We start from the raw sequence: 14051 nt of genomic DNA, 5'->3' as shown, positions 1-14051 counted from the left end.
GAAAATGAGGTGTAAATATGGATTATGAACTATGGTTAATTCTTCTTGAAATAAGTAATTCTAAAAAAATAAAACTAATTGATAAGTATAAAACCTGTAAAAACGTTTATGATAATTTTGAAGAGATATTGAAAAAAGAAAGTTCAATATCAAAAAAATTAAAAAATTTTCAAAAAGAAGATTTAATAACTGAGGTATTAAGAGTAAAAGAAATATTAAATAAGAAAAATATAGGATATATAACATATGCTAATCCCGCATACAAAGAGAAATTAAAACAAATTTTAGAACCACCATTTTTTTTGTTTTATAAAGGTAATATTGAAGTAATTAATGATAAAATTGTTGCAATTGTTGGTGCTAGAAAATGTTCAAATTATGGATTTGTTGTAACAAAACTCTTGACAAAGGAGCTTATTACTAATAATATTACGCTTATAAGCGGAGGTGCACGAGGCATAGATTCAACAGCACATAAAACTGCTTTAGAATGTGGTGGGATAAACATATGTGTACTAGGATGTGGTATAGATAGAGTCTATCCAAGAGAAAATAAAGAGTTATTTTCTAAGATATGTGAAAAAGGTGTAATAATTTCAGAATTTTTATTAGGCACACCACCATTAAAAACTAATTTTCCGAGTAGAAATAGAATTATAAGTGGTCTAAGTGAAAGCGTAATAGTTGCAGAAGCTTCAGATAAAAGTGGCTCATTAATTACGGCGAGATACTCGCTTGAACAGCATAAACAGGTTATTGTTATTCCGGGCTCTATATTATATAAAGGAGCAAGTGGATCGAATAAACTTATGCGTGATGGTGGATGTATTTGCACAGATGTGGAAGATTTGAAGGTTTTACTCAATTTACCACATATAGATATTGAGCCGCAAAAGATAGTTCCTGAAAAAGAGGAAATATTAGATTTGATAGATGATTCACCTATTCATATTGATAATATATTTAATAATTCATCAATAGATAGAGGAAAATTATATGCATTATTATTTGAAATGCAGATTAAAGGTGAAATAATTTGTTTGCCAGGAAATTATTATGTAAGAACAATGTAAGAAATTTGAAAGATTAAAAGTATACAGGGGGTGAATACTCCATAAATAAGTATATGGAGTTATGCTATGGGTCAAAAACTAGTAATTGTAGAATCGCCAGCTAAAGCAAAAACAATTGGCAAATATTTAGGAAAAAATTATATTGTAGAAGCATCAATGGGGCATGTAAGAGACTTGCCTAAAAGTAAACTTGGGGTAGACATAGAAAATCACTATATTCCTAAATATATAACAATAAGAGGAAAAGGTGAATTAATAAGTAAACTTAGAAAAGCAGCTAAAAAAGCTGATAAAGTATATCTTGCAACCGACCCCGATCGTGAAGGTGAAGCTATTTCATGGCATTTAGCGAATATTTTAAAAATTTCTGAAGATGAACAATGTAGAATTGTTTTTAATGAAGTAACTAAAACAGCAGTTAAAGCATCAATAAAGCAGGCGAGAAAAATTAATTTAGATTTAGTTGATGCACAACAAGCTAGAAGAGTATTGGATAGATTAGTTGGTTATGAGATAAGTCCAATTTTATGGAGAAATGTAAAATGGGGATTAAGTGCTGGAAGGGTGCAATCAGCAGCACTTAAATTAATCTGTGATAGAGAAAAGGAAATTAATGAATTTATTCCAAAGGAATATTGGCTAATAGATACAGTATTAAAAAAAGAAAAGAGTAAGTTTCCAGTAAGACTTTCAACATATAAAAATGAAAAAATTGAAATTAATAATGAAGAAAGTGCAAATAAAATTGTTGCTGAACTTGAAAATGGAAATTTTCTTGTGAAGAGTATAAAGAAGGGGAAGAAAAATAGAAATCCATTAGCTCCATTTACAACAAGTACACTTCAACAAGATGCAAATAAAAAGCTAAACTTTATGACAAAGAGAACAATGTCTATAGCACAGGTTTTATATGAAGGTGTAGAGGTAAAAGGATATGGTACTGTTGGTCTTATAACATATATGAGGACAGATTCTGTGAGAATTTCAGAAGATGCGCAAAACAGTGCAAGGGAATTTATTGAAAATAATTATGGAAAAGAATATTTACCAACTGAAAAAAGAGTTTATAAAAGTAAAAAAAATATTCAAGATGCTCACGAAGCAATAAGACCAACATATGTTGAGATAACACCAGAAATAGCAAAAGAAAATTTAACTTCAGAACAATATAAATTATACTCATTAATTTGGAAGAGGTTTATAGCTAGCCAAATGGCATCATGCTTATTAAATACAAATTCTATAGATATTGTAAATGGAGATTATAAATTTAAAGCAAGTGGTTCTACAATTGAATTTGATGGATTTATGAAAATATATGAATATAGCAATGAAGAAGATGATAAATCAGTAATATTACCATCACTAGAGGAAAATGAAGAACTAAAGAAACAAAGCATGGGTGCAAGTCAACACTTTACTCAACCAGCACCGAGGTATACAGAAGCATCTTTTGTAAAGCTTCTTGAAGAAAAAGAAATTGGAAGACCAAGTACGTATGTACCTACTATTTCTACACTCCTTAGTAGAAATTATATAGTTAGAGAAAAGAAAAATTTAATACCAACAGAGCTTGGGGAAATAGTAAATAACATTATGAGTGATTACTTTGAGCAAATTGTAGATGTAGATTTTACAGCAGAAATGGAAAAGAAATTAGATGATGTTGAAGAAGGGAAAGAGGATTGGACTGAAATAGTTGCTGAGTTTTTTGATCCTTTGAAAATATCAATTGAGAAGGCAGAAAAAGAAATTTCTAAAGTTGTAATTGAAGACAAAGTGTCAGATGTACCATGCGAAAAATGTGGGCGAATGATGGTGATAAAGAAAGGTAGATTTGGAGAATTTTTAGCATGTCCTGGATATCCAGAATGCAAAAATGCTAAACCTATAGTTGAAAAATTAGATGTACCTTGTCCTAAGTGTGGAAATACAATAGTTGCTAAAAAGAGTAAAAAAGGTAAGAAGTTTTTTGGATGTTCAGGTTATCCAGAATGTGACTTTGTAAGTTGGTATGAGCCTGTAAAAGAAAAATGTCCAGAATGTGATTCATATATGGTTTTAAAGTATTCAAAATCAAAAGGAAAGTACATTCAATGCTCTAATACAGAGTGTGGATATAAAAAAGAAATAAAAGAAGAAAAAAAAGATGATTAGAAATTTATTAAATATAATTTAATTTTTACATTTGCATTAATTTTTTATTTAATGCAAATGTTTTTTTATTTATTAAAAACTTTAATAAGATGTCAGTTAGTATAAAAATCTGTTGAAAAGGGAATTTTTATATGATAAACTACAACTAAGAGTATTTTTTATTTAATTAAAAATTTTAAGAATTTTCTAACAATTCAAGATGCTTTTTTATAGATAAGAAATATAGGATGCCAAGGGGGATAATAAATATGTCATCACTTTTAGATAAAACTAGGATGTTAAATAAAATTTTACAAAAATCAGGAACAGAACCTGTAGCATTTCAAGATATATGTATACTTTTAAGTCAAGTATTAGACTGTAATGCATATATAATCAGTAGAAAAGGTAAGGTTTTAGGATATTCCTTTTGTGCAAACTTTGAATGTGAAGCTATGAAAAAGAAAGTTATAGAAGATAAAAAATTTACGGAAGATTATAATAAAGTTCTTTTGGAGAACAATGAAACAATTGCAAATATCCCAAATGAGGGTAAATGTGTTTTCCAAGAAATAGGTAGTTGTAAACAAGTTGATAAATTATCTACTATAGTGCCTATAATAGGAAATAGGGAAAGAAGAGGAACCCTTATCCTTGCTAGATTTGGTAAACCATTTACAGACGATGATTTAGTTTTAGTTGAATATAGTGCAACAATAGTAGGAATGGAAATGCTTAGAGCTATGCAAGATGAAATTGCTGAAGAAACAAGAAAAAAAGCAGTTGTCCAGTTAGCAATAGGAACATTATCGTATTCGGAATTAGAAGCTGTAGAGCATATTTTTGATGAGCTTAATGGAAATGAAGGCCTTCTTGTAGCATCTAAAATTGCAGATAAAGTTGGAATAACAAGAAGTGTTATAGTAAATGCATTAAGAAAGTTTGAAAGTGCTGGTGTTATAGAGTCTCGATCCCTTGGTATGAAGGGAACATACATTAGAATATTAAATGAGAAATTAATGGAAGAACTAAAAAAAATCAAATAATCTGAGTTTTACTCAGATTACTTGATTTTTTTATAATATTTATTAAGCAAATAAGATATACTAATAAAATGAAGCAAATAAATTTTAAAACAATAGGCATTTTTAAAGAGAGAATAATTATAAAAAATAAAAAAAATGTTGATAGGTCAATTAGCTTGTGATATACTATCTAAGGTAACAAAATACACACACTATCCAATTCATAAATAGGTGCCCTTTATTTAGAAGGTTATTTATGAGCTAAAGATAGTGGAGGGATAAACCTAAGGAGGTAACAAAATGTCAGTAATATCAATGAAACAATTATTAGAAGCAGGTGTACACTTTGGTCACCAAACAAGAAGATGGAACCCTAAAATGGCTCCATACATCTTTACAGAAAGAAACGGAATCTATATCATAGATTTACAAAAGACTGTAAAGAAAGCTGAAGAAGCTTATAACTTCATTAAAGAAGTAGCTGTAGATGGAAAAGATATTCTTTTCGTTGGAACTAAGAAACAAGCTCAAGAAGCTATCCAAGAAGAAGCTGTAAGAAGTAACATGCACTTCGTTAACAACAGATGGTTAGGTGGAATGTTAACTAACTTCACAACTATCAAGAGCAGAATTAAGAAAATGGAAGAAATTGAAAAAATGCAAGAAGATGGAACTTTTGAAGTTCTTCCAAAGAAAGAAGTTATCAAGTTAAAAGGTGAATTAGAAAAACTTGAAAACAACTTAGGTGGTATTAGAAATTTAGATCCTGAAAACATAGGAGCTATGTTCGTTGTAGATCCAAGAAAAGAAAAGAACGCTATATCAGAAGCTAAAATTTTAGGAATTCCAGTTGTAGCTATCGTAGATACAAACTGTGATCCAGAAGAAGTAGATTATGTGATTCCAGGTAATGATGATGCGATAAGAGCTGTTAAATTAATAACTGCTAAAATGGCTGACGCTATAATCGAAGGAAGACAAGGTGAACAATTAGCTGAATAATATAAGGGATTTATATAAAAGCATAGAGGAAGTGAAGTTCACTTCATTTCCTCTTTTTCTTACATAATGGTAAGGATTACTTATAATAAGGAGGATATAACTTATGGCAAACATTAGTGCACAATTAGTTAAAGAACTAAGAGAAATGACAGGAGCAAAAATGATGGATTGTAAAAAAGCTCTTGTTGCAACTGAAGGAGATAAAGATAAAGCAGTAGAATTCTTAAGAGAAAAAGGTCTTGCGGATGCTGCTAAAAAAACAGGAAGAACAGCAGCTGAAGGTGTTGTTAAGACTTACATCTCAGAAGATAAGAAAACTGGTGCAATTGTAGAATTCAACTGTGAAACAGATTTTGTTGCTTTAAATGAAGAGTTCACAGCTTTTGCTGATAAATTAGCTGAAATAGTAGTTGCTACATCTGTAACAACAGTAGAACAATTAGTAAATGAAAAATTTGATGGTGAAACAAGTGTTGCAGATGCTTTAAAAGCATTAATTGCTAAACTTGGTGAAAACATGACAGTAAGAAGATTTACTAAGTTCAACATAGAAAATGGTATTGTTAAGAGCTATATCCACGGTGGCGGAAGAATCGGAGTTTTAGTTGAATTAGCTTGTGATACAGCAAGTGATTCATTAGATGAAATCGCTAAAGAAATTTGTATGCAAATTGCTGCTGCCAATCCATTATTCTTAAGCAAAGAAGATGTAGATGCAGAATCAATTGAAAAAGAAAAAGAAATTTACAGAGTTCAAGCTTTAAATGAAGGTAAGCCAGAAAATATCGTTGAAAAAATGGTTAATGGAAGAATTCAAAAATACTACAAAGAAGTTTGTCTTTTAGAACAATTATGGGTTAAGGATGGAGATAAGACAATATCTAAGTTCTTAGCTGAAAAATCTAAAGAAATCGGTTCTCCAGTGTCTGTAACTAGATTCGTAAGATACGAAAGAGGAGAAGGAATCGAAGTTGAAAAAGTAGACTTCGCTGCAGAAGTTGCTGCACAAATGGGTAAATAATTTACCTTAAGGAGAGAACACTTAGTGTTCTCTTTTTTTAAAGAAATATGTTATTAATATAGAAAAATAACTTGAACATTATATATGTAAAGTTTTATTATTATAGAGAATAAATTTAATTACTAAGGGCAAATTTAATTAATATAATAACTTAGATTTGTAGATAGTGGATTAAATTTTAAATATATAGAAGAGTAGTTAAAAGAATATTCCTAGGAAGATTGAGGAGGTAGTTTTAAATGTCAGAATGCAAATATAAAAGAGTAATCTTAAAACTTTCAGGAGAGGCATTAGCTGGTGCAAGTGGTTTTGGGTTAGATTTTAATGTAGCTAAGAGAATAGCTCTTGAAATTAAGGAATTAGTTGATATGGGTGTTGAAGTTGGAACTGTAGTTGGAGGCGGAAACATTTGGAGAGGCAGAAGTGGTGAAGGAATGGACAGAACTACTGCTGACTATATGGGAATGATGGCAACTTGTATAAATGCTTTAGCACTTCAAGATTCATTAGAACAAGTTGGTGTTATGACTAGAGTACAAACTGCAATTGAAATGAAAGAAATTGCAGAACCATTTATAAGAAGAAGAGCTATGAGACATTTAGAAAAAGGAAGAGTAGTTATTTTTGCAGCTGGAACTGGTAATCCATACTTCTCTACAGATACAACTGCTGCATTAAGAGCAGCTGAAATAGAAGCGGATGTAATTCTTTTAGCTAAAAAAGTTGATGGTGTATATAATAAAGATCCTCATAAGTATGCAGATGCAAAGAAATATGATACACTATCTTATATTGATGTATTAGATCAAGGATTACAAGTAATGGATTCAACAGCAACATCATTATGTATGGATAATAATATTCCAATACTTGTATTTGGCTTAGATGAACCGGGAAATATAAAAAGAGCCATGTATGGACAAAATATAGGAACATTAGTTACTAGTAAATAGGAGGTTAATCATGATTAAAGAAGTTATTAAAAATGCAGAAGAAAAAATGAATAAAACAGTATCTGTATTAGAAAAAGATTTATCAACAATGAAAGCAGGAAGAGCAAATCCTTCAATGCTTGATAAAATTCAAATCGACTATTATGGAACTATGTGTCCATTAAGTCAAGTAGCTAACGTAGTTACACCGGAACCAAGAGTACTTATGATAACTCCATGGGAAAAGCCTCTAATAAAAGAAATTGAAAAAGCTATATTAAAATCAGATTTGGGATTAAATCCTTCAAGTGATGGTACTGTTATAAGATTAATAATACCTGAACTTACTGAAGAAACAAGAAAAGCTCTTGTTAAGAATGTTAAAAAAGTCGGAGAAGAAGCGAAAGTTGCAGTTAGATCAATCAGAAAAACTGCTAATGATAAACTAAAGAACATGAAAAAAGATGCCGATATCTCAGAAGATGAAATTAAGAAAGCAGAAGATAGTGTTCAAAAAATAACAGATGGTGTAGTTAAAAAAATAGATAGTATAATTACTGCAAAAGAAAAAGAGGTTTTATCAATATAAAAATATCTAAGCCTGCTCTTAAAGCAGGCTTTTGTTAATTATTAGCAAAAATATTTCCTGTTGTAATAGGGGGATAAGAATGATAAATATATTTAAAGGAAAAATAGAAAAAAAGGATGTATCGGTTGAACAACTGGATATGAATAACATACCTAATCATATAGCTATAATAATGGACGGAAATGGAAGATGGGCTAAAGAAAGAAATTTACCTAGAAGTATGGGGCATAAAGCAGGAGTTGAAACAGTAAGAATAATATTAAAAGAAGCAGCAAGACTTGGTGTGAGAAATCTTACATTATATACATTTTCAACTGAGAATTGGGGAAGACCAACAGAAGAAATAAGTACACTTATGAAACTAATAAATACATACTTAAAAAGTGAGCTTAAAGAAATAAACGAGAGTAATGTAAAACTTAATATTCTAGGTGATATGTCAAGATTGCCTAAAGAATGTGGAGATGCTCTAAATAATGCTATTGAAGTTACTAAAAATAATAAGAGAATAAATTTAAATCTTGCTTTAAATTATGGTGGAAGAGATGAAATAGTGAGAGCAACAAAATTAATTGCAAGAGATATAAAGAATAACAAGATAAAAGAAGAAGATATTAATGAGGATACAATAGAAAAATATTTATATACAAATGGTATACCAGATCCTGATTTGATTATAAGACCATCTGGAGAACAAAGGATTAGTAATTTTTTATTATGGCAGTGTGCATATTCAGAATTTTGGTATTCAAATATAAATTGGCCAGATTTTAAGGAAACAGATTTGAGAAAAGCTATAGCTGATTATCAAGGCAGGGATAGACGATTTGGAAAAGTAAAATAATTAAGGAGTGATTAGAATTTGAAATCTAATAATAGATATTTAGGTGCAGCTATGATTGCTCCGTTTATAATATTTGTTTTTCTTGGTGGAGTTTATTTAAAAGCTTTTACATTTGTTTTATCAGTGGCAGCGCTATATGAATTTTATAATGCTGTTCATGCAAAGAATTTTAAACCAATAAACATAGCTGGGTATATTCTTTTATTAATATATTATTTTTGCAATAATAATTTTGAAATTATGATGTATATATTAGTATTAGCAACATTTATTTTACTTATTATACCAGTTATGAATTTGAAATATACATTTATCGATGTGGCTTTAACCATACTTGGTTTTCTATATGCAGGAGTTTTATTTAGTTTTGTTTACTTAGTAAATACTAAACCAAGTGGAGCATTTTTAGTGTGGCTTATTTTTATTGGATCATGGTTATGTGATACTGCTGCATTTTATAGTGGAAAATTTTTTGGAAAACATAAATTATGTCCAGAAGTATCACCTAAAAAAACAGTTGAAGGTTCTATAGGTGGAATGATTGGAGCAACAGTATTTTCTGGGATATATGGCATTATTATTAGCAGATACACTAATGTTATTCCAACATATCATTATTTTCTTATTGGAGCTTTATGTGGGATTGTAGGACAATTGGGTGATTTGGTAGCATCGTCGATTAAAAGATATGCTGGAATTAAGGATTATAGCAATCTTATACCAGGTCATGGCGGAATATTAGATAGATTTGATAGTATAATCTTTTCATCAGCTGCTATATTTTATTACTTAACTTTCATTGTTGGAATATGATGTAAATAGAATACACTATATGATATTGATCGTAAATTTATTTTAATAAGTTTACGATTTTTTTGTATCAAAAATCGGAATATCTTTATTAAATAGTTGAAAAAATTTAGATAAAAATTTTTACTTATTAAATAAATAGTAGTGTATAAATAAATGCATGCATATATTTATAAAAATGACTATTTTGTAATAAGTGAGGTGATGTATATATTTAATAAATATAAAAAATTATTATATTTAATAAGTTCATTTTTTATTCTTCTTATTATTATGTTTATAATAAAATATTATTTTAAACCATTTTTGTCTATAATCATAATACTTATTTTGACTACGCCATTATATAAATTAATGACAAGATTAAATATTCCTAGGAATATTGCCGGAGCTTTAAGTATTGTAATTGTAAATATAGTTATGATATTGGTGATATTATATTTAGGAACAGGAATATTTAATGGAATCCACAAGTTATATTTTACAAACTTAGACTTGATAGAAAATTTTATTAAAGATATGAGTGATGTAATACAATTTGATGTAAGTAAATTCAGATTAAGCGATGGTCTATTTTCAATAATAAATAATAATAATATAAGGAATAGAGCTGTTTCAACAGGAGAAAACTTAATTGGAGGTTTCGCTGGAAATTTATGTGCATATGCAATTGGCAATATATGTGCGTTTTTTATACTGGTAGATAAAAATAAATTTATTGAACTATTAGAATTATTATTACCTATTGAAGTAGTAAAGAAAACAAGAATTCAAAAAACAAATTTTATGCATATGATAAAAATTGAAGGATTACTTGTTATAATATCTACAATTGAAATAATGATGGGTTTTTTTATATTAAATGTGCCAAATCCTTTTATACTTAGTATTGTTTGCGGGATTTTAGATATTCTGCCTTACGTTGGAACTATAATTGTATTTATTCCAATTATAATATACAATATTATAATGAAGAAATTTCTTATAGCTTTTGGTCTAATATGTTTATATTTATTAGTTCAGGTAATTAGGGAGATACTTGAGGCAAAATTTTTAAGTTCTAAATTAGAGATTCATCCTCTTGTAATTTTACTTTCATTATACATAGGTGTTAATCTGTTTGGAATATTAGGAATACTTGCAGGTCCTATGTATAGTATTTTAGCTAAAGAAATAATTTATAGTGAAGTATAGCTTAGGAGGAAAAAGAATGAGAAACATTTCTATATTAGGAGCCACTGGATCAATAGGAACTCAAACACTTGATGTAATTAGACAATCAAAAGAAGAATTAAGGCTAATAGCAATTAGTGCAAATACTTCTGTAAAAAAAGTAATAGAAATAATAGAAGAATTTAATATATTATATGTAGCAATGATGGATAAAAAAAGTGCAGAGGAAATAAAAAAGTATTGTGATGATAATAATAAAAATATAGAAGTATATAATGGTATTGAAGGATTAAATAAAATTGCAACATTAAAAGAAATTGACATAGTAGTGACATCTGTAGTTGGTATGATAGGATTGGAACCAACAATAAAAGCAATAGAAGCTAAAAAAGACATAGCACTTGCTAATAAGGAAACTTTAGTTGTAGCAGGTGAGATTGTTATGAAAAAAGCTAAAGAGTACAATGTGAAAATCTTACCCGTTGATTCAGAGCATAGTGCAATATTTCAAAGTCTTAGAGGGAATGATTTAAATACGCTAAAGAAAATAATTTTAACAGCATCTGGTGGACCGTTTAGAGGTAAAACTATAAATGAATTACTTGATATAAAAGTTGAAGATGCACTAAAACATCCTAAATGGAATATGGGAAGAAAAATATCTATAGATTCTGCAACTCTTATGAATAAGGGGCTTGAGGTTATAGAAGCTCACTGGCTTTTTGATTGTGACTATGACAATATTCAAGTTGTTGTTCATCCACAAAGTATATTACATTCAATGGTTGAATATACTGATGGAAGCATAATAGCGCAGCTTGGAGCACAAGATATGAGACTTCCAATACAGTATGCTATAAATTATACTGAAAGAAAAGAACTTGTAGCAGATACTATTGATTTTTATAATATATCGCAGTTAACATTTGAAAAACCAGATATGAATACATTTAAATCATTAAAGCTAGCATATAAGGCAGGAAAGATAGGAGGACTTATGCCAACTATTTTAAATGGTGCTAATGAAGCATGTGTTGAATTATTTTTAGAAAAGAAAATTAAATTTTTAGACATAGCAGATACTATAGAAAAATGTATGGAAGTATTTGAAGATAAATCTAATGAAGAAATGACAATTGAAAATATAATTAAATTAGATAAAGAAGTTAAAGAGTATGTAATGAGAAGTGACATTTAAGGAGGAAAGTAATGTATATAATTTTAGCTATATTAGCATTTGGATTATTAATAATAGTTCACGAATTAGGACATTTTACGTTAGCAAAACTAAATGGAGTAAGAGTGGAAGAGTTTTCTATCGGAATGGGACCTAGAATTGTCTCAAAGAAAGGTAAGGAAACTACCTATTCATTAAGTCTTTTTCCAATCGGCGGATATGTAAAAATGATGGGAGAAGATGGAGAAGTAGACGATGAAAGAAGTTTTTCAGCAAAATCACCATTAAGAAGAATAAGCATTATAATTGCAGGAGTTGTGATGAATTATATACTTGCAATTATAATTTTTACAGCTGTAAGCTTTAATTTTGGGTTTGCCAAACCAGTAGTAAATACTGTTGCAGAAAACTCAGGAGCAGTTGAAGCTGGATTACAGTCTGGTGATAAGATAGTAAAAATTGATGGCTCAAAAGTATTTACAGCTGATGATGTAAAGATGGGAATAATGCTATCTAAAGATGATACAGTAGACTTAATTGTAAATAGAAATGGTGCAAAGGAAAAGGCATCAGTAACATTAAAAGATTTAGAAGGAAAAGGAAAACAATTGGGAATAACTTTTGTATCAGAAGCAAAGCCAACAATTCTTTCGAGTTTTAAACAAAGTTTAAATCAAACTGTTTCTCTTGTATCGCAGACTTTTAAAGGATTAAAAATGATATTTACAGGAGAGGCAAATTTAAAAACAGATGTAGGCGGACCTGTAACTATAGTAAAGATGACAACAGCTACAGCAAAGGCTGGAATATGGAATCTAATGTATTTCATAGGATTTATAAGTGTGAATCTTGCAGTGTTCAATCTTTTACCATTTCCTGCACTTGATGGTGGATGGTGTGTAATACTATTAATTGAGCTTATTACAAGAAAGAAGGTTCCAGATAAGATTGTTGCGGGATTGAATTATGCAGGATTCGCATGCTTAATTGGACTTATGATACTTGTAACAATAAAGGATATATTATTTCCAGTTAAATTGTAATCATAAAAGTAGTGTACTTATTTATTTAATAGGTATGCTACTTTTGTTTGCAGAAGATTAAAGTTTACAACTACATAAATTAAGAGATATAATTATTGAGACATAAAATATTTTATAAGAATAATATCAAGTTTAGTATATATAAAATATGTTGAGTTTAGGAGGAGAACGATGAACAGAAGAAATTCAAGAAAAGTTAAAGTGAGAGACATATATGTTGGAGGAGATGCTCCGATTACTATACAATCAATGACAAATGTTAGAACTAGTAATGTTAACGAAGTTTTGGCGCAGATGAATGAACTGCATAAAGCAGGATGTGAAATTATACGATGTGCAGTTCTTGATATGAATGATGCAGAAGCTTTGAAAGAAATAACAGAAAAGTCACCTATGCCAGTTGTTGCTGATATACATTTTGATTACAAATTAGCATTAAAAGCCATTGAAAATGGAGTTTCAGCACTACGTATAAATCCTGGAAATATAGGCGGAATTGATAGAATTACCAAGGTTGCAGAAGCATGTAAAGCTAAGAACATACCAATAAGGATTGGGGTTAATTCAGGTTCAGTTGAAAAAGATATTTTAAAGAAATATGGAAAACCAACAGCCGAAGGACTTGTAGAAAGTGCTTTAAGAAATGTTAAAATTTTAGAAGACTTAGATTTCTTTGATATTGTTATATCTATAAAATCTTCAAATGTACAGATGATGATTGAAGCTTACAGACTTATAGCTGATAAATGTGATTATCCACTTCATTTAGGAGTAACTGAATCAGGGACAGTATTTAAAGGTACAATAAAATCAAGTGTAGGTATTGGAACACTTCTTGCAGAAGGAATAGGAGATACAATAAGGGTATCTTTAACAAGTGATCCTGTTGAAGAAATTAAAGTGGCATCAGAAATATTAAAATCTTTAGGACTTAAGAAAAGCGGTGTAGAATTTGTTTCATGCCCTACATGTGGAAGAACTCAAATAAATTTAATTAAAATTGCAGAAGAAGTAGAAAAGAAATTGGAAAACTGTAAAAAGCAAATAAAAGTAGCTGTAATGGGATGTGTTGTTAATGGACCAGGAGAAGCTAGGGAAGCTGATATAGGAATAGCTGGTGGAAGAGGAGAAGGCATTATTTTTAGAAAAGGCGAAATTGTCAGGAAAGTTAAAGAAGACCAATTAATTGATGCATTAATGGAAGAAATAGAAAAATTATAATTAAT

General features: G+C 29.3%; 13 protein-coding genes. All 13 read left to right on the top strand.

Features of this window, described 5'->3' with window-relative positions:
• Positions 1–17 precede the first annotated feature (17 nt).
• The 13 genes from dprA (at position 18) to ispG (ending at position 14046) form a co-directional block, all read left to right on the top strand.
• Positions 18–1073: a DNA-processing protein DprA gene (dprA, locus tag CNEONATNEC86_RS14725; RefSeq protein WP_058295939.1), complete on the top strand. Its 1056-nt coding sequence runs from the start codon at positions 18–20 to the stop codon at positions 1071–1073.
• A 66-nt stretch (positions 1074–1139) separates the two neighbouring features.
• Positions 1140–3230, top strand: a complete 2091-nt coding sequence (topA, locus tag CNEONATNEC86_RS14720; RefSeq protein WP_058295938.1) for a type I DNA topoisomerase — start codon at positions 1140–1142, stop codon at positions 3228–3230.
• 248 nt (positions 3231–3478) lie between these two features.
• Positions 3479–4255, top strand: coding sequence for a GTP-sensing pleiotropic transcriptional regulator CodY (gene codY, locus CNEONATNEC86_RS14715; protein ID WP_058295937.1), 777 nt, complete (start codon positions 3479–3481; stop codon positions 4253–4255).
• A 279-nt stretch (positions 4256–4534) separates the two neighbouring features.
• Positions 4535–5236 (top strand): 30S ribosomal protein S2, encoded by a 702-nt coding sequence (gene rpsB, locus CNEONATNEC86_RS14710; protein WP_058295936.1) that lies wholly within the window; start codon positions 4535–4537, stop codon positions 5234–5236.
• 103 nt (positions 5237–5339) lie between these two features.
• Complete coding sequence (gene tsf / locus CNEONATNEC86_RS14705) at positions 5340–6257, top strand: translation elongation factor Ts (protein ID WP_125148735.1); 918 nt, start codon at positions 5340–5342, stop codon at positions 6255–6257.
• 239 nt (positions 6258–6496) lie between these two features.
• Positions 6497–7210, top strand: a complete 714-nt coding sequence (pyrH, locus tag CNEONATNEC86_RS14700) for a UMP kinase (RefSeq protein ID WP_125148734.1) — start codon at positions 6497–6499, stop codon at positions 7208–7210.
• A 10-nt stretch (positions 7211–7220) separates the two neighbouring features.
• Positions 7221–7778, top strand: coding sequence for a ribosome recycling factor (gene frr / locus CNEONATNEC86_RS14695; RefSeq protein WP_058295933.1), 558 nt, complete (start codon positions 7221–7223; stop codon positions 7776–7778).
• A gap of 79 nt (positions 7779–7857) precedes the next feature.
• Positions 7858–8622: an isoprenyl transferase gene (locus CNEONATNEC86_RS14690; RefSeq protein ID WP_058295932.1), complete on the top strand. Its 765-nt coding sequence runs from the start codon at positions 7858–7860 to the stop codon at positions 8620–8622.
• Positions 8623–8640: 18 nt separating this feature from the next.
• Positions 8641–9435 carry a phosphatidate cytidylyltransferase gene (locus CNEONATNEC86_RS14685; RefSeq protein ID WP_058295931.1) on the top strand — a complete coding sequence of 265 codons (795 nt, stop codon included), beginning with the start codon at positions 8641–8643 and terminating at the stop codon, positions 9433–9435.
• Between the two features lie 153 nt (positions 9436–9588).
• Positions 9589–10626, top strand: a complete 1038-nt coding sequence (locus CNEONATNEC86_RS14680) for an AI-2E family transporter (RefSeq protein ID WP_185738720.1) — start codon at positions 9589–9591, stop codon at positions 10624–10626.
• Positions 10627–10642: 16 nt separating this feature from the next.
• Positions 10643–11803 (top strand): 1-deoxy-D-xylulose-5-phosphate reductoisomerase, encoded by a 1161-nt coding sequence (gene dxr / locus CNEONATNEC86_RS14675; protein ID WP_159136314.1) that lies wholly within the window; start codon positions 10643–10645, stop codon positions 11801–11803.
• 11 nt (positions 11804–11814) lie between these two features.
• Complete coding sequence (gene rseP / locus CNEONATNEC86_RS14670) at positions 11815–12825, top strand: RIP metalloprotease RseP (RefSeq protein WP_125148733.1); 1011 nt, start codon at positions 11815–11817, stop codon at positions 12823–12825.
• Positions 12826–12996: 171 nt separating this feature from the next.
• Entirely contained in the window at positions 12997–14046 is a 1050-nt protein-coding gene (gene ispG / locus CNEONATNEC86_RS14665; protein WP_058295928.1) for a flavodoxin-dependent (E)-4-hydroxy-3-methylbut-2-enyl-diphosphate synthase, read from the top strand.
• Positions 14047–14051: the final 5 nt, after the last annotated feature.

Source organism: Clostridium neonatale (assembly GCF_900465025.1).
In the GTDB taxonomy this organism is placed as follows: Bacteria; Bacillota; Clostridia; order Clostridiales; family Clostridiaceae; genus Clostridium; species Clostridium neonatale.
The sequence above is the reverse complement of the archived record's forward strand: the minus strand, read 5'-3'. Positions and strand labels throughout refer to the sequence as shown.